A 20,461-nucleotide genomic window follows, 5' to 3' on the forward strand; every position below is an offset into this window, starting at 1 on the left:
AAAACCCGCCATGGCGGGCCACATATGTATTGCATATTCAGTTGTCTACCGCTCCCGACCGCATGCCCAGGGAGGGCTTTACTCTGTCGGAGTTATCGAGGCCAAAAGCGCGACCTGGAAAATTTTGAACCCTCCGCGCACTTAAACGCCCTCACCGGCGGTCTGAGAGGCTCCTTAAGCCAGCTCCCCCCGGGTGGGGGTGCGGGGCCGCAACAATCGCGGTGAACGAGTGCGACCCCACACCTGCCCGAGCCTGGTTACTGTTTGGTTCCCTCGTAGGTGTTGCCGGGGGTGTCTTCCGGGTCCACGATGTAGGGGATGCTGCCGCGGAAGCCCTGCCTGTACTTGGTTTCAAGTTCCATCGGACGACGATAGAAGCTGTACTTGTCCAGGTCCGGGGCTCCGAGCTTCACGCCAATCTTGAGCAGCGCACCCCATCGGCCCGTGCGTCCTTCGGTTGTCTCCCATGCTTCCCACACTCGGCGGCGGTGAATGCTGCCAGGGTTGGTGGTAAGTGCAAGGTGGGCGTCGTTGTTTGGGATGGTCGCGCCTGCAAGTTTCGCCGCGGTCTTGAGTGCGTTGATCTGGGCGTTGAGTTCTGCGGCGTGGATGGGTGCGTCTGCCCATGCCTGCCGTGCCTTCGCTGGGGCGGTCATGAGGTCTTCGGGTCGGGCGTCCGGGTCCACTGTGCCGAGTGCTGCGGTGAGCTTCGCGGCTGTCTCGTTGAACCTTGCGCGAAGGGTGTTGTAGTTCGCCATGGCGGTCTTCTTGGCCTCGTTGTGGAGGGCGGGGTAGACCTGTTCGGATACCTTGATGCGCACGTCTCCGACTGTCTGAGCGCTTGCTTCTTCCGCTAGCGCGAGGGAGTACAGGGTGTCGAAGTCTTCGCCGTTGATGATGGCATCTGCGAGGCGCTGGGCTGCCGTGCGTTCCTGGTTGAGCAGTGCGTTCCAGCGGTCAATGATCTGCTGGTATTCGCTGGTGGTGGATCCGCCGGCGTCTGTGACGGTCTTAACGTCGAGGATGAGTGAGCGGGTGATGTCGATCATGGTTGCCATGTGGTGGTTTTTCCTTAGAGTTCTGTGACGATTTCGGCGCCGCCGAATTTTGCGGCAAGGCTGTTGACGAGTGCGTCTGAGCCGAGACCTAACGGTTCACCCGCGGGGATGGACTCAACGGCTGGGGGCTCTGGGGTTGGTGGTGTGATGCAGGGGCCGTCTCCGCGGCTGAGTTCACACATGATGATTTGTTTGATTTCGGTGCAAGTGCAGTCGGTCATTTGCGGAACTTTCCGGTTGGTGTGTTGAGGATGCTTACGGCGGCGAGTCCTCGGGCGATGAGGGTTTGTGCCAGGTAGTCGGTGTCTTCCGGCGTGCGGGGGATTTGTCGCCTGCCGCGCTTCTGGTGGCCGATGTCGTGTTTCTGCTTACCCATTGGTTTGCGTGCTTTCTGTTGCGTCGATGAGTTCGTTGCTGATCCGAACTGCGTCCTCGATTGTGAGGACGGACAGGACGTACCTATCGCGGAAGATGATGACCGCTGGTGTCTGGGTGCCATCGGGCTTCTCTTGGATGCCGGGCCGTGCGAAAGTTCTTAAGGCGCCGTCCAAGTTTTCCCAGTAGCGTCCAGCGCGGGCTATGAAAGGGTTGTCGAATTTCATTTGTCTGACTCCAAGTCACTGAGCCGTTGGCTGAGGATTCGGATTTGCTGGTAGGCGCCGGCTGCTACTGCGATCCAGTGCCCTATTTCTTCGTCTTTGCTGGCGTCCGCGTGGGGCTGGTTAGCCTTTAGGGCTTCAAGCACGTCGGGTTGCATGACTTTGAGCACGGTTGGGTGTGAGAAGAACGCGTGTGTCATGCTGCGGCCTTCTGCTTGGTGGTCAGGGCTTCGTAGCGGCGTTGCCAGTAGCGGGCTCGCGCTGCCTCGTGGTTAGCGACTTGCTGGTAGTAGGTGGTTTGTGCGGGCCAGTCCCAAAGAGAGACGGCGGTGGGGTTGTATTCGTATCCGGCCATTACTGCGCCGCCTTCCTGTTTCGTTCTCGATCAACCGAGGCTGCTGCCGCGTGGCCCGTTGGATCCTTGTGAAGTGTTGTTCTGCCGTGATGCTTCTCAGGCAGATTCTTGGTTGCCAAGAGAGCTTGGTGGTAGGTGAGTGCGAGGTTCCGCCAGTGAATGGCTTGGAACCTGTAGTAATCCGCGAGTTCCGTTGAGTCGGTCACGCAGCCTCCCCAGATAGGGGTGTCACATGTGTTTCTTGTGTTACTTCTCCAAATAACTCAGGCTCGGAAGTAACACTCGTAACAGATGTAACAGGGGCATAGAGGCCTCTAGATGGGTTGCTGATACGCCCTGCTTCGTAGGCTCTGCGAAGGTATACGCGAGCCGTGGGGTCGTCTAGATGCAGGAGGGTGGCTACGTCCTTGGCCTTCATCCCTTCCGGGTACTTGTTGACGAGCTGAATCACTTCGGCCATGCGGTCGTTCACACCGTCCGTGGTCCTTGCGTCTATGGCGGCTTTGGCAGCTTCGGCGCGGGATCCGCCAGCAAGCACCCATTTGCCAGTACCGGATTGCTCCATGATGTACTCGCCCTCGGCGGCGTCTCGGCTGGTCACCTGGAGCTGCGCCTGTGTTTCGTGCCTAGAGCGCTTTAGGAGAAGGATCGTGTCAGCGGCGCCGGCTATGCCCTGGGTGCCGCTGACAGCGTCCAGGAAGTCCGCACCGTCCATCTTGCGGGTGTGGTGCACGACGATGATGCTGGAACCGGGGTTGTCGTCTGCCAGACGTTTAAGCGAGCCCATTACCCGATAATCACGGTCATATTGGGTTTCGCCTCCCACTGCTGACGGCATCGCCTTTCCTAGCGTGTCGAGTATGACTAGTGGGTTTTCGCCGGGGTGACGGTCCATGAACTCCCGGATGGTTTCAACCATGTCGCCGCGTGGAACGTCTGTGATGAATGTCAGATTGTCGCTGAGGCTGGTCACGCCCAATGTCCGAAGCCTCGATTGCAGGCGCCTGGGGCCGTCTTCTAGTGCGAGGTAAAGCACGGGAGCGGATTTGGTGGTGAGGCAGCCGAGTACTTTTTGTCCCGTGCTGATTGCTATGGCGATTCCGAGGACCAGCCAGGATTTCCCGATCTTTGGCGCCGCGACCAGAAGCGTGAGGCCCTCAGGGATGATGCCGTCCACGACGTAGACCAGTGCAGGGAAGACTTGCTCAAGTAGCCATGAGCCGGTGAATGCTTTTTTGAGCTTGGATGGCGACTCGTCTTCATACGTGTCGGCCCGGAAATACTCGGGGATGTGGTGGGTGGGGTTGAGCTGCGGGTTGGTCAAGTTCAGTCCTTGCGTCTGATGTGGTCTGTTCCATCGGTGTTGCGAGGGGGCCGGCGCGGGTTGCTCATGTCCACGCCGGCCCGAAGGTCGGCTATGCAGCCGGCCTGTGTTGCTGTGATATGCGGAAGTGGTCTAGGAAGAGTGCTTCCCATTCGCTGGCTATTTCGTTGGAGTCAGCGGTGATGATGAGGTTGAAGTCGGGGCGCGCCCAGGCGTGAGGGTCGGGGAACCTGTCCCGCCCGCCGTATTCGCCGGGGAACCGAAAGGGCCTGTAGCCGTGTACGAGGACTTCTAGGATTGAACCCTGGGGAAGCCGCGAGACGTCCCATGCATGGACTCGGTCCAGCTCGGAGGGATCGTAGGCGACGGATCCGCGGGCGCTCCGGTCGAACCTGGCAACGTCGATAGTGATTTTCTTGCTGATCATCGGTGGCTTTCTGCTGGCAGTGATGAGTAGATGTCTGCGCACATGGGGCAGATGACAGCCTTGGACTGGCTGGGGTTGGCGGTGGCGCCGTAGTTAGTGGCGTCGGCTGACCATTCGATGCCACAAAGTGCATTCATGGCGTTGCCCAAAACGGCGGATTCAGCGATCTGGGCTTTCAGGACGTAGTGAAGGATGACGGGCGGGTACACAGCTTCCCGAGCGGTTTTCGGGCGCGCTTGTGTGTTCGTTTGCATTGGGAGACCTATCTTTTGCTGGTTCTTGGTGACTTCTCGGACAGTCGCCCCCGTGGCTGAGCCATCCGAGTCTTTTGTGGCCCGGTGTGTGGTGGTGGGCCATGAATTATGTGGGGGAGTAGTCCCTCTATGCTGCTGCGCCTGTTTGTTGGCGGGTCTGCTGATCCAACCAAGCCTCTACGTCTGTGACGCGATAGCGAACAGCTTTAGGTCCAAGCTTGATGAAACGCGGGCCGAGACCCTGATATCGCCAATTTGCGAGGGCTGCCGTGGATTTTCCTAGCCGCTTCCCCAACTCGGGGGGTGTGATGAGTTCGGTGTTCATTGCACCTCCAATCGCTTGCTTCATGGTGGGACAGTAGTGCGGTTATTCTGTCCCCTCATTCACTATAACCGCTTGTATCGCCAAATCACAAGAGGTCGCGTAGAATTACTCACCATGGGACAAAATGAAGCAAGGCGATGGGCCGCCTCCGTCGCCGGCAGGGTTGGTAGCAACATCCAGCGCGCACGTAAGGATCTGGGCATGTCGGCCCAGCACCTTAGTGACGGATGCGAGGCAGCCGGGTATCCGATCCCTCGCAGCACAATCGCCAACCTAGAATCTGGGCGCAAGGAAACCGTCTCCCTCCAGGAGCTAATGGTGATAGCGCAGGTTCTTGGCGTACCGCCCATCACCCTTATCTACTCACCGTTCCAGGTGGCGGACATGGTGGAATTGGTCCCCGGGGTGGAGCGGTTGAGTGTGGACGCCGCAGAAGAATTCACCTTTAGAAACCCGGGCTTATCGAACCTGGCAGATCTCACCGAACAAGCGATCTCGTTGCGGGGATTGGAGCACGCGGCGTCCGAGTTGGCCCGCAGGGCAAGGCTGGTCTCAAGTGGTGACATTGGGCCAGAAGCTGCCCGTGGCCAGAGGGGTCTGGATGATCAGTCGATAGCCGACTTAGCCCGTCAAGAAGCCCAATCCATCGCCAGCGGGATTTCCACGATACTCAGGAAAGCCAGGCGACTCCGCCAGCGCCTGGTAGCTGCCGGGGTGCCCGTGTGGGCTGTCCCAGACGAGCTAGCAGCCAGCTATGCGGAAAGTGACGACACGGACGACGCCGGGGTAATTGTCGCCAGGCCGGGATCCACGCGAGAGTTTAGCTAGCATGGCAACGATTGAGCCCTACGAGACATCCAAGGGCCGACGCTACCGGGTCCGCTATCGCAAGCCAGACCGTACCCAAACTGACAAACGCGGGTTCAAGACCAAGCGCGACGCAGAGTTGTTCTTGGCGTCAGTGGAGGTGTCAAAAGCTCGCGGCGAGTTCATAGATGCCACCGCTTCCAAGGCTCTAATTGGGCCTCTGGGCGCCGAATGGCTAACCCGACAAGCCCACCTCAAACCGTCGTCCTTTAGGCCCGTAGAATCCGCGTGGAGGATCCACGTCCTGCCAGCTTGGGGACATGTGTCCATCGCTGACGTTCGGCGCACCGCAGTGCAGCAGTGGGTTTCCGACTTGAGTGGGGCCGGGAAGGGGGCGACGCTTGTCATTCGTGCTTATGGGGTCTTGGCGGCGATACTCGATGACGCTGTAGCGGATCGCAGAGCCCTAAGTAATCCGGCTAGGGGAGTGACGCTGCCTCGGAAGGTCAAGAAAGCGCATGTTTACCTGACGCATGAGCAAGTTCACGCATTGGCCGGCGCTAGCAAGTACCCGGCATTAGTCCTGACGTTGGCTTACTGCGGCCTACGGTGGGGCGAGGCGACCGGGCTTAGGGTCAAGCACCTGGACATGCTTAGAAGACGTTTCATGATCGAGGAAAACGCGGTTCAGGTCGGCTCGGTCATCGAGGTCGGTACGCCAAAGAATCACAAGCGGCGCACTGTACCGTTCCCGCGCTTTTTGGCTGAAAAGCTAGCCGCTCAGTGCGAGGGCAAGGGCCGCGAAGACTTGGTGTTCCCAGGCGAGAACGGACATCATTTGCGGCTCGCGAGAGTACATGAGGACAACATGAGCTGGTTTGCCAGCGCAGTAAAGCGCTCTGGGATTCCGCGCATCACGCCACACGATCTTCGCCACTCCGCAGCAAGCTTCGCCGTGTCAGCCGGAGCAAATGTCAAAGCCGTTCAGAAGATGCTCGGCCACAGCTCCGCAGCGATGACCCTGGATGTCTACGCGGACCTCTTTGACGGCGATCTGGACGTCGTATCTGACGCCTTGGATAACGCAGTCTCACAAGCAAGTGTGGGCAAAATGTGGGCAAGCCAGTAGCTCAGACATAGTAAAAGGCCCCGCCTCCCTCATAAACAAAGGGAAGCAGGGCCTTTCTCATTGGCGGTGACGGTGGGATTTGAACCCACGTTGGCTTTTACACCAAACAACATTTCGAGTGTTGCACCTTCGGCCGCTCGGACACGTCACCAACTGAAATAGGGTACCGGAGTTGGGCCCCGTTCCCCAAAACGAGACCCCACCACCCCAGCAGAGACACCCCCAAAACACCCGCGAAACAGCGCCAACTTCCATCCGAAGCGCCCCGCAGCTAGATTCGTAAGTATCATGACTATTCCTCGCGAGCACGTGCACCAAGCCACCGCCTACTGGGTCACAAAGTCCGGCGATGGTGAACTGCGCCCCGAAGCCATTGAGAACCCCAAAGAAGAAGAAGCCCTGGTCAGGACCCTGTACTCCGGGGTCAGCCGGGGCACGGAGCGAGTGGTTCACGAAGGCCGGGTTCCTGAGCGCGTAGCCGATCTGATGCAGGCCCCGCACCAGGAAGGCGAGTTCCCCGGCCCGGTCAAGTACGGCTACCTGAGCGTCGGCGTCGTCGAACAGGGTCCGGAAGAGTGGATTGGCAAGACCATCTTCAGCCTCCACCCTCACCAGGACTTCTACGTCGTCCCCACCAGCCAGCTCACACCCATTCCCGCGGATGTCCCGGCTCGCCGCGCGGTGCTGACCGGCATCGTCGAAGTTGCCATCAATGCCATTTGGGAAGCCGGGCCGAGGCTGGGAGACCGGGTCGCCGTCGTCGGTGGTGGCCTGGTGGGCGGCATCCTGGCGACGCTGCTGCGGAAGTATCCGCTGGGTCGCCTGCAACTGGTGGACGCGGACCCGGAGAAGCGAAACCTCGCCGAAAAGCTGGGCATCGAATTCGCCGGGCCTGACAACGCGGACAATGACAACGACATCGTCTTCCACTGCTCCGCGACCAACGATGGCCTCAAGCTGAGCCTGCAACTGGCGGGCGACGATTCGGACGTGATCGAGCTGTCCTGGTTCGCGGACAAGGACGTCATCCTGCCGCTTGGCGAGGATTTCCACGCCCGCAGGTTGAACATCCGCTCCAGCCAAGTGGGCGCGGTGGCACTGCCCCGCAGGCACCGGCGGACCAACGCGCAGCGCTTGCAGGAAGCGGCCGCCCAGCTCAAGGATCCATTGTTCGACACGTTCCTGACCAGCGAATGCCAGTTCCAAAACCTGCCCAGCACGCTCGTTAAATTGTTCGAACGGCCCGGTGGTTTCTGCCACGTGGTCGCGTATCCAAACCCGGAGGATTAATACATGTTCAGCCTGACTGTCCGACGCCACTTCATGATCGCCCACAGCCTTCCCCGCGAAGCGTTCGGCCCGGCACAAGGCCTCCACGGGGCCACCTTCGTAGCCGAAGTCAGCTTCCGGCGTCGTGAACTCAACGCCGACGCAATCGTCCTGGACATCGGCGCCGCCGGCGGCATCCTGGAAGAAATCCTTGAAGACCTGAACTACAAGAACCTGGACGAACACCCCGCTTTCAAGGGCAAACTCTCCACCACCGAGGCCCTCGCCAAGCACATCGCGGACGCCATGGCCACCCGGATCCAGGACACTGAAGACGGACCGGCGCTGGCTGGCATCGACGTCGTCCTCCGCGAGAACCCCGACGCCTGGGCGGGCTACTCGCTGGAGCTCCCGGCCAAGTAAGTGCGCATCCGCTTCCTCGTCCCCGGCAACGTCCGGCACGGCTCCGGCGGCAACAAATACAACGCCAAGCTCGCCGAACACCTGACTGCCCTCGGCGCGACGGTTGAGACAGTAACGGTCGACGGCGATTGGCCGGTGGGCAGCGCAGCGGACCGGAAACGGTTCGCAAAAGCGCTCGACGGCGGCACCACCGTGATTGCCGACGGTTTGGTTGCCAGCGGGTCACCGGACGAGATCGCCGGCGCGGTGCAGGCCGGGACAAAGGTGTGGATCCTGTCGCATATGGCGTTGGGGGAGCATCACGATCTTGAGGCGAAGTCGCTGGCGGCCGCGATCGGGACCATCTGCCCGAGCCTGCACTCCGCCGCCGAACTTCAGGACCGGCACGGCACGCTGGACATCACGGTGGCCACGCCGGGCGCAGAACCGGCAGACATCAGCGAAGGCTCCCGGCCCAAGCACATCGTGGCGGTAGCGGCTTTGCTGCCCAACAAGAGCCAAACAATCCTGGTGGACGCACTCGCCGAGCTCCAGGACCTGCCATGGACGGCCGCTCTCATCGGTTCGGAGGAAGCCGACCCTGCGTACGCGGCCGAGGTGAGGGCCGCCGTCGTACATCACGGTCTGCAGGACCGCATCCGTGTCACGGGCGAACTGACCGGGCAGGCGTTGCAGGACCAGTGGCGTCGGGCGGACCTGAGTGTGCTGATCTCGCAGTCCGAGTCGTTTGGGATGGTGGTGACAGAGTCCCTTGCTCACGGAGTCCCGGTGCTTGTGCGGCAGGGGACCGGTGCTGTGGAAGCGCTGGGCGACACTGGCGCGGGAACGGCGTGGGATCCCGGGGAGTCCCTGGCTGGAACCCTCCGGGCCTGGCTCATGGAGGACGCCCTTCGGGAACGCTGGCGGGACAACGCCCTTCGGGCCCGCGATCACCTACCCGGCTGGGAATCCACCGCCCGGACTGTGCTGGACGCTCTGGAAGCTCCACCGAGATGACAGTTAATGACAATCCCGGGCCGCCGGATTGTCATTAACTGCCAACTCGCGGGGGAGAGCCGACCCGGTGTGCGGCGAAGAAGTCCCTGAGAAGCACTGAGCACTCGTCCTCGCGGACCCCGGCATAGACCTCCACCCAGTGGTTTAGGCGGCGCTCGCGGAGGATATCGAACACGGACCCTGCCGCCCCGGCTTTCTCGTCCCACGCCCCAAACACAACCCGTGGGATTCGGGCCAGGACGATCGCGCCTGCACACATGGCGCACGGTTCCAACGTCACCACCAGCGTGCAATCCTCGAGCCGCCAACCATCGCCCTCGTCGCCGGAATCCATGGCACGTTGTCTCAAAGATGCGGCCGCCTGGCGGATCGCCACCACCTCGGCGTGGGCGGTCGGGTCGCCGTGCGCCTCCCGTTCGTTGCGGCCGGAACCCAGCACGCCGCCGTCGGGCCCTATCACCACGGCACCGATCGGGACATCGTCTGTTTCCAACGCCAGCCGGGCCTCGTCCAAGGCAAGCCCCATCCAGGCCAAGTGATCTGCGTGATACGGCTCGGTGGCGCTCATGTCTCAATGATAGTTTTGGGGGATGCGCACATTCGTCGTGGACCACCCGCTGGTCGCTCACAAGCTCACCGTATTGCGGGACAAGAACACCCCTTCACCGGTCTTCCGGCAACTCACCGAAGAACTCGTCACCCTCCTGGCCTATGAAGCCACCCGCGAGGTCAAGACGCAGCCAGTCGAGATCGAGACCCCGGTTACCAAGACCATCGGCACCGCCTTCACCAAGCCCACGCCGCTGGTGGTCCCCATCCTGCGCGCCGGGCTGGGCATGCTGGAGGGTATGACCAAACTGGTCCCCACCGCCGAGGTCGGTTTCCTGGGTATGGCCCGCGACGAAGAAACCTTGGACATCATCACCTACGCCGAGCGCCTCCCCGAGGACCTCACAGGTCGCCAGATCTTTGTCCTGGACCCCATGCTCGCAACCGGCGGCACCCTGCGCGAGGCCATCAAGTTCCTCTTCAAGCGCGGCGCCTCGGACGTTACGTGTATCTGCCTGCTGGCCGCACCCGAAGGCCTGGCCAAGCTGGAAGAAGAGCTGTCGGACGCCAACGTGAATATTGTCTTGGCGTCGATTGACGAGAAGCTCAACGAGAAGTCGTACATCGTGCCGGGTCTGGGCGACGCCGGCGACCGCCTCTACGGCGTGGCCGGCTAGACAGGAACCCCTACCGGTTTCCTCCCCGCGCCGTTAGCCTGTGGCGCATGGACTGGAAACTTGAACTGGTATTTGTCCCCGTGTCCGACGTCGACCGGGCGAAGGATTTCTACGTCAACAAGGTTGGTTTCAACGCCGATTACGATGAGCGTCCCACTGACGGCATCCGCTTCGTGCAGTTGACCCCGCCAGGATCCGCCTGCTCCATCGCCATTGGGGAAGGCCTGAATGACGCACCTCCGGGTACGGCGCCGTCCATGCAGATCGTGGTGGCGGACATCAACAAAGCACATGAGCAACTCAAAGCCAACGGAGTGGATGTCAGCGATATCGACATCCAGGACTGGGGCCACTTTGTGTACTTCGCGGATCCGGATGGCAACAAGTGGGCGCTCCAATACCTTCCACAGCGACCTAACGGCTGAGTAAGCCCGCCAGGTGCGGCAGGATGGAACCATGACCCATCCTGCCGCGAATCCTGCCACCGAACCGCCCGTGCTGACCGTCCGCGCCGTCCTCTTCGACATGGACGGAACGCTGGTTGATTCCACGGCCATCGTGGAGCAGGTGTGGCTGGAGTTCGCCGAACGCTACGGCCTGGATTACAACGAGATCCTCCGCACCTCCCACGGCGTCCAGGCCGGCGACACCATACGCCGCTACGCGCCCGCCGGCGCTGACTTGGAGGCGTTGACCGCAGAACTCGGCGACATGGAACGTACCCGGACGGAGGGCGTGATCGCGTTGCCCGGTGCGGAAGCGCTGCTGGCGGGGCTGCCGGATGAGGCGATCGCACTGGTCACGTCCGCGGACCGCATCCTCGCGGAGGTCCGCATGAAGGCTGCCGGCCTGACCATGCCGTCCACCACCGTCACCGCCGAATCCGTCACCCGGGGCAAGCCGCACCCGGAGGGCTACCTCAAAGCCGCAGCGCTGCTGGGAGCGGAACCGGCCGACGTCGTGGTTTTCGAAGACGCACCCGCCGGTATCGCCGCTGCCCGGGCCGCGGGCATGAAGACCGTGATCGTGGGTGCCGCTGGCGGCGAGCTTGAAGAGGGCATGTGGCGTATCCCGGACTACTCAGCGGTGACCGTCACCGCTGTGAAGGATGACGACGGCGGCCACCTCCTGACGCTGACCCTCTAGTAAGGTTCGGCCCGGTCTGTTCCCGCCGGTAAACCGGGAGTACGCTGTGCGCATGTCTGCGATGCCGGAGGCTTACGGTGCTGCACTGGAGCGGGCGATGGTCCATGCCGGTGACTGGCTTGCATCGGTGCCCACCCGCCCTGTCCGCCCTTCCTCCGACGCCGATCAGGTGGCTGGCAGCATCCTGCAGCGCCTCCCTGATGAGGCCACCGATGCCGCCGAGGTAGTCGACGAGCTCGCCGCTTTGGCTGAGCCGGGCCTCATGGCCATCCAGTCCGGACGCTTCTTCGGGTGGGTCATGGGCGGCACGCTGCCCGCCGCCATGGCCGCCGACTGGCTGGTCTCGGCATGGGACCAGAACACAGGGCTTCGCTTCGCCACCCCGGCGGCAGCTGCCATCGAGGAATCCGCCGCGGCCTGGTTGCTGGACCTTCTCCACCTTCCCGCAACCGCCGACGTCGGATTTACCACCGGCGCTACCACCGCCAATTTCGTGGGGTTGGCAGCCGGGCGGCAGTACTTGATGGATGAGGCGGGTTGGGACCTTGAATCGCTGGGCCTGAACGGTGGTCCGCGCATCACGACGTTCGCCGGCAGGGAACGGCACGCCGCAGTGGACCTGGCGTTGCGGTACCTGGGTTTGGGTGCCTGCGTCCCTGTAGACGCCGACCAGCAGGGCAGGATCATTCCAGACGCCCTCGCAGCTGCCATGGATGAGCAGCCGGGTCCCTCCTTGGTTTGCCTTCAGGCCGGCAACTTGCACTCCGGAGCTTTTGATCCGATGGAAGAAGCCATCGCCGTGGCCCACGATCGTGGAGCGTGGGTTCACGTGGACGGTGCTTTCGGGTTGTGGGCTGCTGTGAGCCCGACTTTGAGACAGCGGCTGGCCGGCGTGGAGGGTGCCGATTCGTGGGCTACCGATGCCCACAAAACCCTGAACGTTCCCTATGACTGCGGACTGGCCATCGTCTCGCGGCCGGAGTCGCTGCGCCGCGCCTTCAGTGTCCACACCAGCTACTTGATTGCCAGCGAAACGGGGTTGGGGGACCCGCTCGAGAAGGTTCCCGAGATGTCGCGTCGGGCGCGGGGCATCCCGGTCTGGGCTGCGCTGCGGCAATTGGGCCGGTCAGGAGTGATCGCCATGGTGGAACGTCTGGCCGCGAACGCAAAGGCGTTGGCTGAAGGTCTGGCCACGATTCCCGGCGTCGACGTCCTCAACGATGTGGTGTTCACCCAAGTCTCCGTGAGTTTCGGCAGCGACGACCGCACCCACAGGATCACCCAACGGCTCATGGCCGAAGGCGCAGTATGGATGTCCGGCTCGTCCTGGCGGGGCCGGGAGATCCTGAGGATTTCCGTGAGCAACTGGACCACGGACGCCGCGGACGTGGCGGCGTCGATCGCGGCGGTCCGTGGTGCCGTGGAGGCGGAACCGGAAAATTAGTGGTCTTTAGCGAGTCCCTACTCATGTGAGCAGAGGCAGCAGGCGGCGATGAGCTACGGAGAGGACGCAGCTGAGGGCGCAGCTGTAGAAAGCGCAGTGGAAGGAGGTTCGATGCTTGAATATTCGTAACGAGCAGGAAGCGGCACAGAAATGGAATACTCAATCTCCCATGCCGCGAACTCCCTGGATTGTCTGAGTACACGCTGCGGTACTACGAAAGGGATGGGCTTCTGGCCTAGCATCCAGAGAGACTCGGCTGGCAGGCGGAGATACTCCGAGCAGGCGGGGAACCTGAACCGGCCCTGTCGACGCCGGGCGCTTAGCTCTGTACGGTGCGAACTCCGCTGACGCCGGCCGCGTCTGCGACGAGATAGGTCCCGTCGCCGCGAATCACGAGACCCTCGGCGTTGATCTGCAGAACCTCGTTCACGAGACCACCGGTGTGGTTTCGGTAGTGGATCACTAGAGTGTTCAGGCCCGTATAGACGTCGATCACCTCGAAGTGCAGATCCTGGATCTTCTCCAGACCGAAAGCCCAGTACGCGCGGATCGCGGCCTTGCCCCGGAGAACACCTTTAGTTTCGGGGAGGATTGCTGCAGCGACTGGCGACGTGAATAGAGCATCTTCGGTGAAGTGTTCGAGCACAGCGTCTAGATCGTGCGCATTCCAGGCTGCGACCCATAGATCAGCAAACTTCCGGGCTTCCACGATATCCATGCGCTTCAGACTATCGATAAAAGTCAATGGGAATCTGCTTGCTGGCTTTGAGAGGGCGCAGTGGTCGTCCAGAGCGCAAACTGCCGTTTCTGTTGCGGAGGCCCTCGCCGCCGCTTGGCACCTGGGTATGGCGCAAGTACAACAGTGGCAGCAAATGTCGCAGAGTGCCGTCTGGAAAGCAGCACAATAGTCGCCATAGTTTACTTACCCGGGGGCATCAAAAGTTCCTACCCGAGTTTCGCCGTCCTGAAGAAACGCTGGAATCTGCCGTGTTGGGCGCGCCGTCGAAAAATTCTTAGCAGCATCGGCCGGGCTCGTCGTCTGTGCGCCCTCCCCCTTCTGATGCGAAAAGCCGCCCCCGGAACGGGAGCGGCTTTTCAGCAAAGCTCTTGGCTTAGTACCAGTTGTTGGCCAGGTGGAAGGCCAGGGCAGCTGACGGGGAACCGTAGCGTTCCTTGATGTAGTTCAGGCCCCACTTGATCTGGGTCTGGTAGTTGGTCTGCCAGTCAGCGCCGGCCGAGGCCATCTTGCCGGCCGGAAGCGACTGGACAATACCGTACGCACCGCTGGAGGCGTTGGTTGCGGTGGTCCTCCAGTTGGATTCCTTCTCCCACAGCGTGTTCAACGCGGTCATTTCGGCAGCGCTCCAGCCATAGTTGCCCAGAATGCTGGCGGCGTAGGCCTTGGCAGCAGCGGGGTCGTCAACAGCCTTGGGCGCTGCTGCGGCGGCTGCGGCTTCTGCGGCGGCGGCAGCAGCGGCGTCGGCTGCCTGCTTTGCGGCTGCGTCAGCGGCGGCCTTTTCTGCAGCGGCTGCTTGGTCTGCGGCGGCCTTCTCGGCTGCCGCCTGTGCAGCGGCTGCCTGGTCTGCGGCAGCCTTGTCCGCTGCAGCTTTGTCGGCCGCGGCCTTTTCGGCAGCTGCCTTGTCAGCGGCCACCTTCGCAGCGGCGGCCTTTTCGTCCGCAGCTTTCTTGGCCGCGGCTTCTTCAGCGGCCTTGTTGTTGCTGGCCTCGGCAGCTGTCCGGGCCTCAGCCACGCGGCTGGCCTCGGGAAGGTTGAGGGCGGCGTTGGCGGCCGTTCCGAGCGATGCGACGCCAAGTGCGGCAGCGATAACGCCAGCTACAACGGACATACGGTTGCCGGACTTGCCCTCACGGGCGGCCTTTTTGAGGACGGTCTGCGACTTGGTCAACTGGGGGTCGTTCTGGTCGCGGTGACGCGCGGAAGGGCGCGTCTGATCGTTAAGTTCAGACATGTGTGATTACCTCTCAGCGCCTGCGGAGTTAGCTGTCGGGTTCGGATGAGGTCATCCGGCCGCGCGTTACGCTGCGGCTTCACCCCAAGGGCCGGCAAATGCCTGGGCCCGGAGACTCTGGGTCCCCCGTCTCTGCCTCGGAGTAAGAACGGACTCCGGGAAGTGGCAGAGCTCGGCGCATCCCGGATGCGGGCCCTTTTGAGCGACCCACCCTTTCGACGGTACAGGAGGATTCCGCAGATGTCACATTTAGGTAACAGAGATCACGACGCCGGTGCGTCGCCTTGCCGGGACCGTCACCTTCAGTTGCTGGCGACGACAGGCAGCCGAACAGTGAATTCCGTCCGCCCCGGTTTGGACGTCACTTCCACGGTTCCGCCATGGGCTGTGACGATGGATTCAACGATCGACAGACCCAAGCCGGATGTCCCTTCCGACCCCGACCTTGCGGCATCGGCACGGGCGAACCGGGAGAAAACCCGGCGCTGGAAATCTGCAGGAATTCCCGGCCCGTTGTCCGTCACAGTGACCACTGCACTGCCGTCGGAGGAGAGCATGACCCCGGTGACCACCGTGGTTCCGGGCTCCGTGTGCTTCCGGGCGTTGGAGAGCAGATTGGCCAATACTTGATGCAGCTGGGTGGCATCTCCGCGCACCGTGATCGGTTCGTCCGGCAATGTCAGCTGCCAGATGTGGTCCGGGGCCATGACTTTCTCGTCACTCACGGTCTCGATCACCAACTGGGTCAGATCCACGTCCGTGACCTTCACCGGTTGGCCCTCGTCCAACCTTGCCAGCAACAGCAGGTCCTCCACCAGCGTAGTCATGCGTTCGGACTGGCTCTGCACCCGGGCCAGGGACTTCCTGCCATCGTCCGTGAAGGTCTCGGTCATCCGCAGCAACTCGGTGTAGCCACGGATGGCCGTCAGCGGCGTCCGCAGTTCGTGCGAGGCGTCGGCCACGAACTGCCGCACTTTGGTCTCGCTCTCCTGACGGGCCTCCAGGGCGCTGGAGACGTTGTTCAGCATCTGGTTCAGGGCATGACCTACGCTGCCCACTTCGGTCCCGGGATGGGAGGCCGACGGCGGTACGCGCACCGCAAGTGCCACTTCACCGGCGTCGAGAGGCAGCCGCGAAACCTTGGTGGCGACATCGGAAAGCTGCTCCAGGGGCCGCATGGTGCGACGGATGATCACCGTTCCCACCAGGCCGATCACTACCAGGCCGCCCAGTGACACCAGCACCATGGTCCAGACCAGCGAAGCCTCTGCGGTCTGTTTGTCTGCCAATGGCAGCCCGGTGACGATTACGTCGCCATACGGCGTCTCGACCGCAATAAGCCGGTAGTCGCCATTGGACAGCGAACGATCAACTGGCGGGCTGTCCTTGGGCAGCGCCAACAGGACCTGCTCGTCGGCGTCGGAGAGGGCCACCCGCTTGCCCTGGGCATCAATCAGGCCTGAGCTCCGCACGGTGGACCCGTCGATCCTTGCGTTGAGCGTCCCGGCGGCCTGGCCTCGTGCCTCCAGCGGGTCCGGCCTTCCGGTATTGGGAAAGTTCGACGGCGGCCTGCCGAAGTCATTCGCCCTGGTGGAGGCCTGCTGCAATTGCCTGTCGAGCTGCCTGTTGAAGACCATGTCCATCGATGCGTAGCTGACCACCCCGACTGCGCCGCAAATGGCCACCAGCAAAGCCATGGCCACCAGGACCAGTCGAGTGCGCAAATGCCAGGTGGAGGGACTCAGCCAATTGCGCTGGTGGCTTCTTGCAACCCCTGAGAGTGCGCTCAAGGCCTAGTCCGCGGGTTTGATGACGTAGCCAGCTCCGCGAACGGTGTGGATCATCGGCGCGTGGTTCGCTTCGATCTTCTTGCGGAGATAGGAAATGTAGAGTTCGACGATGTTGGCTTGGCCGCCAAAGTCGTAGTCCCACACGCGGTCCAGGATTTGGGCCTTGCTCACCACCCGTTTCGGGTTCTCCATCAGATAACGCAGGAGTTCGAACTGGGTTGCCGTCAGGGCGATGTCCTCCCCGGCGCGGGTGACCTCCCGGGTGTCCACGTTCAGGGTCAGATCGCCCACAACCAGCTCAGCTGTGTCCATGGCGGCGACGCCTGAGCGCTGGACCAGCCGGTGCAGACGAAGCAGTACTTCCTCCATGCTGAAGGGTTTGGTGACGTAGTCGTCGCCCCCTGCCGCCAGACCCACGATGCGGTCCTGCACGGCGTCTTTGGCTGTCAGGAACAGGGCCGGAACTTCCGGGGCGAAGGCACGTATCCGGTTAAGGACTTCGACGCCGTCGAAGCCGGGGAGCATCACGTCAAGCACCAGGACATCAGGACGGAATTCCTTGGCGAGCTTTACGGCTTCGGGCCCATCAGCGGCCACGCCTACTGACCAGCCCGCCATGCGAAGGCCCATGCTCATGAGCTCGGCAAGGCTGGGTTCGTCGTCCACCACCAGGGCACGGATCGGGGAGCCGTCGGGGTGGGTGAGCTGGGGAAGATTGTTCGTCATGGAGTGCGGGGATGCCATGTGACAACTCTCCATTCTGCTGGTTTGCCCGGGCTGAGCCGCTCCTGTGAGGACCCTGTGAGGTCAACACTAGCGAGGTGGGAGTCCGGGGACACCTGGATGGAGGGGTGGCGCCTTATGGATTCGTTCAGGGACGACGTCCTGAGAAAACGGGGGCTGGCCGCACACGTTTCATCGCTTCTAACAGATTTCAGCCAAAAAAATCGAGAACGTGGCAAGCGCCGATTGGACAACAAACGTTTCAGATCGTGAGATTCCGTCGGGGAACGGTTCATGGGCAGTAAGGTGCGAATCATGCCTCATGGGCCGAATATTATTCACTGCAAGGCGAATATTTCTTCCCTTCTCCGAATCTTGCGGCACACATTTCGAGCCTCCACGGAATTGTGATTTGCGGCACAATAGACCCCTACGTCTCAAAATGTGGACGGTTCTGCGCTTTGTTACTTGCGTGTTGCCTTTGTTACGTTGCACACTTCCAATGTGAACAAGAACTCAACAGCACCTGCAGCCGCAGCAACCTGGTCCAGCACACCCGCTGGCCATGATGACCGCTGTTGTCGAATGCAAGCCTAACTTTCCACCCCAAGAAGTTTCAGGCATTCGCCCCCTAGCCCAGCGTTGGGCGCCCCTCCCCAAACTCATTGCGGGGACATTCAGCATTCGAAGCCGCGATGACGGCTATTCACTTTTGAGGTAAGCACTCCATGTCAGTTGCATCTGGATACGTCCACATCTCCGTCCGTAACGCCAACAAGGCCGCATCGAACGCGGGGCTCCGTCCCGGCTTCGGCAACCGCCCCGGCTATTCTCCTGCTCCGCAGGGTGCCGGCCAGCAGGCTCCCGGGTACGTGCCCCAGGGGTACAACCCCAACTCCTATGGCCAGTTGCGCGCAGTACCAGCTACGGAGCCGGCACCTATTACCGCCCCCACTCCGGTGATCGCACACTCGGACAGGTTGCGCCCCGTTGCCAACGACAACGTGGCCCGAGGCTTCGTGCTCTACATGGGCATCGACGAAGAGACCGCGGCCGCTGCTGGAACCTCCATTGCCAAGCTTGCCCAGGAAATCCGCGCCTACGCACAGTCCCTGGTGACCGGTGCTGAGAGCTACGCGGCCGTCGCCGTCGCTCCCGCCGGGGCACCCGGGTCCGCACTCGACGTCGTGCGTTCCACCTTTGGTGACCCCACCGTGGCCTCCCGCCAGCGCACTGAAGCTGCACGTCCGGCGCCGCAGCAGGAAGCGCGTCCTTCCGGCGTGCTGATCGATCTTGCCCGCCGCGAAGTGCACTTGGATGGCGAGTCGCTGAACCTGACCTTCAAGGAGTTCGAGCTCCTCAACTACCTGGTTGAAAACGGTACGCGCACCGTGGGCCGCGACGAATTGCTTGAGGGCCTGTGGCGCAATGCCGAGGAAGTGCCGAATGAGCGCACCATCGACGTCCATATCCGCCGTCTCCGTTCCAAGCTGGGCCGCCTGGCCAACACCGTGCGCACGGTCCGCGGGCAGGGCTACCGCTTCTACGAGCACCCCGAGGTCATCGTCTGGGCCGCTCCGGAATACTCGATCTGATCTTTTGACTGCCGAAAGGCGGCACATCCCTCTGCGCCTGCGCTCGTTCCTCACGCAACAACGGCGCTATCGGGACGTGCCGCCTTTTCGCACGCCCGGCCAGTGAGCATGTGCCTTCGCGGCTATAGGGTTGTTGCATGAGCGACCACCATCTTAAGCGACTCGTGATCATGCGCCATGCCAAGGCTGATTGGCCCCTCGGCGTGCCGGATCATGAGCGTCCCTTGGAAGAGCGGGGGCATCGCGAAGCGCCGCTTGCCGGGAAATGGTTGCTCAAGCACAAGATCGTGCCCGACTTCATCCTGTGCTCCTCCGCCCTCCGCACCCGCCAAACCTGCACCTGGGTGTGTGATGAACTGGGCGACAAAGCTCCCACGCCCAAACTGGAAGACGGGTTGTATTCCGCCTCGGCCAACCGGATGCTGACTGTCATCAACCACGTTCCGGATACGGTGACGACGCTCATGGTCATCTCGCACATGCCTGGTGTGCAGGATCTCGCCATGCATCTGGCTTCCCGCGATTCTGACCACGACGCCTACATGGACGCCGCCACCCGCTACCCAACCAGCGCGTTGACGGTCATGGAAACCGAAAAGTCCTGGGCTGAGCTCGATGGGCAGGATGCCCGGCTGACGCACTTCACGGTGCCACGCCACTAACGGCAGGCAGCTGCGTCTCGTGCAGTTCCTGCTGGGCGGCCACCTCGCGGAGCAGGCGCACGGCGTGGCGGATGTTGGGACTTGCCGTCATGGTCTTGCGGTAAACGATCCCTACGGCGCGCTGTTGGACCGGGTTGACCACGGGAACTGCGACGACCCCGGGCGGGAGCGTGGGCCTGCCAAGACGCGGAACCAGTGCGATGGCCACGCCCTGTTCCACCATGGCTATGTGGGTGGAAAAATCTGGATCATAAACGCGGATGTCCGGTACGCGGCCAATCCCGGCGAAGATGTGCAAAAGCGCCTCATTGCAGATGGCCCCTGCCGGGGTACTGATCCAGGTCTCCTCCAGCAGGTCTTCACGTTCGACGGCGGAACGCGCCGCAAGCGCGTGGCTGCTGTTGACCAGGACATCGGCCTGGTCGACGCACAGGTCCTCGTGCACCAGGTTTTCCGGGATGACCAGCGGGACCGAGTTCCAGTTGTGGACCACCGCCAGTTCGGCCTCGCCTGAGGCCACGCGTTGCACGGCTTCACGGGGGTCCTCGGCCAGGACTGTGATATCCAGATCCGGGTGGGTGGTCGCCATCCGCCCCAGCATCGGTCCCACCAAACCGCGGCAGGCCGTGGAGAAGGCCACCAGCCTCAACAGGCCCGATGGTTTGGCGGGATCGGCCAACAACGTGGCCTGCAGTTCTTCGAGTTCGCCCATGATCCGGCGTCCGTAGCCTGCCAGTGCCAGGCCGCGCTCGGTCAGCAGGACGCCGCGGCCGTTGCGCTCCAGAACGGCAACTCCGGTTTGCTTTTCCAGCTTCTTGATCTGCTGTGAGACCGCAGATGGGCTGTAGCCCATGACGTCCGAGGCTGCCACCACCGATCCATGCTGCTCCACGGCGACTAAGGCCCTCAGGGCTGAAATATCGATCATGAAGTAAATCT

General features: G+C 62.2%; 25 protein-coding genes, 1 tRNA gene and 1 riboswitch. Of the genes, 11 read left to right on the forward strand and 15 right to left on the reverse strand.

Annotated features, from left to right (window positions below):
* Positions 1-257 precede the first annotated feature (257 nt).
* The 8 genes from ACFUOZ_RS09690 to ACFUOZ_RS09725 form a co-directional block, all read right to left on the reverse strand.
* On the reverse strand, positions 258-1,058 hold the full coding sequence (locus tag ACFUOZ_RS09690; protein ID WP_377547294.1) for a hypothetical protein: 801 nt from the start codon (positions 1,056-1,058) through the stop codon (positions 258-260).
* Positions 1,059-1,275: 217 nt separating this feature from the next.
* The gene (locus ACFUOZ_RS09695) at positions 1,276-1,434 is read right to left on the reverse strand and encodes a hypothetical protein (RefSeq protein WP_377547296.1); all 159 of its coding nucleotides are present in this window, start codon (positions 1,432-1,434) and stop codon (positions 1,276-1,278) included.
* Positions 1,427-1,660 (reverse strand): hypothetical protein, encoded by a 234-nt coding sequence (locus ACFUOZ_RS09700; protein WP_377547298.1) that lies wholly within the window; start codon positions 1,658-1,660, stop codon positions 1,427-1,429. Before ACFUOZ_RS09700 ends, ACFUOZ_RS09695 begins: the two co-directional genes overlap by 8 nt.
* Before the next feature lie 193 nt (positions 1,661-1,853).
* Entirely contained in the window at positions 1,854-2,012 is a 159-nt protein-coding gene (locus ACFUOZ_RS09705) for a hypothetical protein (protein WP_377547300.1), read from the reverse strand.
* A gap of 202 nt (positions 2,013-2,214) precedes the next feature.
* On the reverse strand, positions 2,215-3,336 hold the full coding sequence (locus ACFUOZ_RS09710) for an AAA family ATPase (protein ID WP_377547303.1): 1,122 nt from the start codon (positions 3,334-3,336) through the stop codon (positions 2,215-2,217).
* 91 nt (positions 3,337-3,427) lie between these two features.
* A complete protein-coding gene (locus tag ACFUOZ_RS09715; RefSeq protein WP_377547306.1) occupies positions 3,428-3,763 on the reverse strand; it encodes a hypothetical protein in 336 nt (111 codons plus the stop codon).
* On the reverse strand, positions 3,760-4,017 hold the full coding sequence (locus ACFUOZ_RS09720) for a DUF3039 domain-containing protein (RefSeq protein WP_377547309.1): 258 nt from the start codon (positions 4,015-4,017) through the stop codon (positions 3,760-3,762). The genes ACFUOZ_RS09715 and ACFUOZ_RS09720 overlap by 4 nt, the downstream gene beginning before the upstream one ends.
* 127 nt (positions 4,018-4,144) lie before the next feature.
* Complete coding sequence (locus tag ACFUOZ_RS09725) at positions 4,145-4,366, reverse strand: helix-turn-helix transcriptional regulator (protein ID WP_377547311.1); 222 nt, start codon at positions 4,364-4,366, stop codon at positions 4,145-4,147.
* A gap of 90 nt (positions 4,367-4,456) precedes the next feature.
* Here ACFUOZ_RS09725 and ACFUOZ_RS09730 point away from each other — a divergent pair, with 90 nt between their 5' ends.
* Together ACFUOZ_RS09730 and ACFUOZ_RS09735 are read left to right on the forward strand one after the other, a co-directional pair.
* The gene (locus ACFUOZ_RS09730) at positions 4,457-5,170 is read left to right on the forward strand and encodes a helix-turn-helix domain-containing protein (RefSeq protein WP_377547313.1); all 714 of its coding nucleotides are present in this window, start codon (positions 4,457-4,459) and stop codon (positions 5,168-5,170) included.
* A gap of 1 nt (position 5,171) precedes the next feature.
* Entirely contained in the window at positions 5,172-6,278 is a 1,107-nt protein-coding gene (locus ACFUOZ_RS09735) for a tyrosine-type recombinase/integrase (RefSeq protein ID WP_377547316.1), read from the forward strand.
* A 61-nt stretch (positions 6,279-6,339) separates the two neighbouring features.
* Here ACFUOZ_RS09735 and ACFUOZ_RS09740 read toward each other — a convergent pair.
* Positions 6,340-6,429, reverse strand: a tRNA-Ser gene (locus ACFUOZ_RS09740).
* Between the two features lie 137 nt (positions 6,430-6,566).
* Here ACFUOZ_RS09740 and ACFUOZ_RS09745 point away from each other — a divergent pair.
* From ACFUOZ_RS09745 to ACFUOZ_RS09755, 3 genes are read left to right on the forward strand one after another with little or no spacing between them, the layout of a single operon-like run.
* Positions 6,567-7,568, forward strand: a complete 1,002-nt coding sequence (locus ACFUOZ_RS09745) for a zinc-binding alcohol dehydrogenase (RefSeq protein ID WP_377547319.1) — start codon at positions 6,567-6,569, stop codon at positions 7,566-7,568.
* Between the two features lie 3 nt (positions 7,569-7,571).
* Positions 7,572-7,970 (forward strand): 6-pyruvoyl tetrahydropterin synthase family protein, encoded by a 399-nt coding sequence (locus ACFUOZ_RS09750; RefSeq protein WP_377547322.1) that lies wholly within the window; start codon positions 7,572-7,574, stop codon positions 7,968-7,970.
* Positions 7,971-8,966, forward strand: a complete 996-nt coding sequence (locus tag ACFUOZ_RS09755) for a glycosyltransferase family 4 protein (protein ID WP_377547324.1) — start codon at positions 7,971-7,973, stop codon at positions 8,964-8,966. It begins immediately after the preceding gene.
* Between the two features lie 34 nt (positions 8,967-9,000).
* Here ACFUOZ_RS09755 and ACFUOZ_RS09760 read toward each other — a convergent pair whose 3' ends face one another.
* Positions 9,001-9,534 carry a nucleoside deaminase gene (locus tag ACFUOZ_RS09760; protein ID WP_377547326.1) on the reverse strand — a complete coding sequence of 178 codons (534 nt, stop codon included), beginning with the start codon at positions 9,532-9,534 and terminating at the stop codon, positions 9,001-9,003.
* 22 nt (positions 9,535-9,556) lie between these two features.
* On the opposite strand from ACFUOZ_RS09760, the gene upp reads away from it, so the two are divergent.
* Genes upp through ACFUOZ_RS09780 form a run of 4 tightly spaced genes read left to right on the forward strand, consistent with a single transcriptional unit; the run spans position 9,557 to position 12,782 of the window.
* Positions 9,557-10,192, forward strand: a complete 636-nt coding sequence (gene upp / locus ACFUOZ_RS09765; RefSeq protein ID WP_144661546.1) for a uracil phosphoribosyltransferase — start codon at positions 9,557-9,559, stop codon at positions 10,190-10,192.
* A gap of 47 nt (positions 10,193-10,239) precedes the next feature.
* On the forward strand, positions 10,240-10,617 hold the full coding sequence (locus tag ACFUOZ_RS09770) for a VOC family protein (protein ID WP_377547328.1): 378 nt from the start codon (positions 10,240-10,242) through the stop codon (positions 10,615-10,617).
* Between the two features lie 31 nt (positions 10,618-10,648).
* Positions 10,649-11,338 (forward strand): HAD-IA family hydrolase, encoded by a 690-nt coding sequence (locus ACFUOZ_RS09775; protein ID WP_377547331.1) that lies wholly within the window; start codon positions 10,649-10,651, stop codon positions 11,336-11,338.
* 52 nt (positions 11,339-11,390) lie between these two features.
* Positions 11,391-12,782 carry a pyridoxal phosphate-dependent decarboxylase family protein gene (locus ACFUOZ_RS09780; protein WP_377547333.1) on the forward strand — a complete coding sequence of 464 codons (1,392 nt, stop codon included), beginning with the start codon at positions 11,391-11,393 and terminating at the stop codon, positions 12,780-12,782.
* Between the two features lie 319 nt (positions 12,783-13,101).
* Here ACFUOZ_RS09780 and ACFUOZ_RS09785 read toward each other — a convergent pair whose 3' ends face one another.
* The 4 genes from ACFUOZ_RS09785 to ACFUOZ_RS09800 all read right to left on the reverse strand — a co-directional run bounded on the left by ACFUOZ_RS09785 (position 13,102) and on the right by ACFUOZ_RS09800 (position 17,286).
* Positions 13,102-13,500: a nuclear transport factor 2 family protein gene (locus ACFUOZ_RS09785; protein ID WP_377547336.1), complete on the reverse strand. Its 399-nt coding sequence runs from the start codon at positions 13,498-13,500 to the stop codon at positions 13,102-13,104.
* Between the two features lie 394 nt (positions 13,501-13,894).
* On the reverse strand, positions 13,895-14,752 hold the full coding sequence (locus tag ACFUOZ_RS09790) for a hypothetical protein (protein WP_377547339.1): 858 nt from the start codon (positions 14,750-14,752) through the stop codon (positions 13,895-13,897).
* Between the two features lie 3 nt (positions 14,753-14,755).
* Positions 14,756-14,940, reverse strand: a riboswitch (cyclic di-AMP (ydaO/yuaA leader).
* Between the two features lie 114 nt (positions 14,941-15,054).
* Complete coding sequence (locus tag ACFUOZ_RS09795) at positions 15,055-16,542, reverse strand: ATP-binding protein (protein WP_377547341.1); 1,488 nt, start codon at positions 16,540-16,542, stop codon at positions 15,055-15,057.
* 3 nt (positions 16,543-16,545) lie between these two features.
* Positions 16,546-17,286, reverse strand: coding sequence for a response regulator transcription factor (locus tag ACFUOZ_RS09800; protein WP_377547344.1), 741 nt, complete (start codon positions 17,284-17,286; stop codon positions 16,546-16,548).
* A 707-nt stretch (positions 17,287-17,993) separates the two neighbouring features.
* Between ACFUOZ_RS09800 and ACFUOZ_RS09805 the strand changes: the two genes are divergently transcribed.
* Positions 17,994-18,860 carry a winged helix-turn-helix domain-containing protein gene (locus ACFUOZ_RS09805; RefSeq protein ID WP_377547346.1) on the forward strand — a complete coding sequence of 289 codons (867 nt, stop codon included), beginning with the start codon at positions 17,994-17,996 and terminating at the stop codon, positions 18,858-18,860.
* Between the two features lie 137 nt (positions 18,861-18,997).
* On the forward strand, positions 18,998-19,522 hold the full coding sequence (locus tag ACFUOZ_RS09810; protein ID WP_377547348.1) for a SixA phosphatase family protein: 525 nt from the start codon (positions 18,998-19,000) through the stop codon (positions 19,520-19,522).
* Here ACFUOZ_RS09810 and ACFUOZ_RS09815 read toward each other — a convergent pair.
* On the reverse strand, positions 19,503-20,450 hold the full coding sequence (locus tag ACFUOZ_RS09815) for a LysR family transcriptional regulator (RefSeq protein ID WP_377547350.1): 948 nt from the start codon (positions 20,448-20,450) through the stop codon (positions 19,503-19,505). The two genes, ACFUOZ_RS09810 and ACFUOZ_RS09815, sit on opposite strands and share 20 nt — an antisense overlap.
* Between the last annotated feature and the right edge of the window lie 11 nt (positions 20,451-20,461).

Source organism: Paenarthrobacter sp. NPDC057355 (assembly GCF_042667405.1).
GTDB lineage: Bacteria > Actinomycetota > Actinomycetes > Actinomycetales > Micrococcaceae > Arthrobacter.

Coding starts and splice junctions, on each gene's coding strand:
- ACFUOZ_RS09780 (WP_377547333.1), top strand. CDS start 11,391: ATGTCTGCGATGCCGGAGGCTTACGGTGCTGCACTGGAGCGGGCGATG.
- ACFUOZ_RS09715 (WP_377547306.1), bottom strand. CDS start 3,763: ATGATCAGCAAGAAAATCACTATCGACGTTGCCAGGTTCGACCGGAGC.
- ACFUOZ_RS09700 (WP_377547298.1), bottom strand. CDS start 1,660: ATGAAATTCGACAACCCTTTCATAGCCCGCGCTGGACGCTACTGGGAA.
- ACFUOZ_RS09760 (WP_377547326.1), bottom strand. CDS start 9,534: ATGAGCGCCACCGAGCCGTATCACGCAGATCACTTGGCCTGGATGGGG.
- ACFUOZ_RS09800 (WP_377547344.1), bottom strand. CDS start 17,286: ATGGCATCCCCGCACTCCATGACGAACAATCTTCCCCAGCTCACCCAC.
- ACFUOZ_RS09785 (WP_377547336.1), bottom strand. CDS start 13,500: ATGGATATCGTGGAAGCCCGGAAGTTTGCTGATCTATGGGTCGCAGCC.
- ACFUOZ_RS09695 (WP_377547296.1), bottom strand. CDS start 1,434: ATGGGTAAGCAGAAACACGACATCGGCCACCAGAAGCGCGGCAGGCGA.
- ACFUOZ_RS09790 (WP_377547339.1), bottom strand. CDS start 14,752: ATGTCTGAACTTAACGATCAGACGCGCCCTTCCGCGCGTCACCGCGAC.
- ACFUOZ_RS09815 (WP_377547350.1), bottom strand. CDS start 20,450: ATGATCGATATTTCAGCCCTGAGGGCCTTAGTCGCCGTGGAGCAGCAT.
- ACFUOZ_RS09730 (WP_377547313.1), top strand. CDS start 4,457: ATGGGACAAAATGAAGCAAGGCGATGGGCCGCCTCCGTCGCCGGCAGG.
- ACFUOZ_RS09775 (WP_377547331.1), top strand. CDS start 10,649: ATGACCCATCCTGCCGCGAATCCTGCCACCGAACCGCCCGTGCTGACC.
- ACFUOZ_RS09810 (WP_377547348.1), top strand. CDS start 18,998: ATGAGCGACCACCATCTTAAGCGACTCGTGATCATGCGCCATGCCAAG.
- ACFUOZ_RS09725 (WP_377547311.1), bottom strand. CDS start 4,366: ATGAAGCAAGCGATTGGAGGTGCAATGAACACCGAACTCATCACACCC.
- ACFUOZ_RS09805 (WP_377547346.1), top strand. CDS start 17,994: ATGTCAGTTGCATCTGGATACGTCCACATCTCCGTCCGTAACGCCAAC.
- ACFUOZ_RS09770 (WP_377547328.1), top strand. CDS start 10,240: ATGGACTGGAAACTTGAACTGGTATTTGTCCCCGTGTCCGACGTCGAC.
- upp (WP_144661546.1), top strand. CDS start 9,557: ATGCGCACATTCGTCGTGGACCACCCGCTGGTCGCTCACAAGCTCACC.
- ACFUOZ_RS09705 (WP_377547300.1), bottom strand. CDS start 2,012: ATGGCCGGATACGAATACAACCCCACCGCCGTCTCTCTTTGGGACTGG.
- ACFUOZ_RS09745 (WP_377547319.1), top strand. CDS start 6,567: ATGACTATTCCTCGCGAGCACGTGCACCAAGCCACCGCCTACTGGGTC.
- ACFUOZ_RS09690 (WP_377547294.1), bottom strand. CDS start 1,058: ATGGCAACCATGATCGACATCACCCGCTCACTCATCCTCGACGTTAAG.
- ACFUOZ_RS09720 (WP_377547309.1), bottom strand. CDS start 4,017: ATGCAAACGAACACACAAGCGCGCCCGAAAACCGCTCGGGAAGCTGTG.
- ACFUOZ_RS09750 (WP_377547322.1), top strand. CDS start 7,572: ATGTTCAGCCTGACTGTCCGACGCCACTTCATGATCGCCCACAGCCTT.
- ACFUOZ_RS09735 (WP_377547316.1), top strand. CDS start 5,172: ATGGCAACGATTGAGCCCTACGAGACATCCAAGGGCCGACGCTACCGG.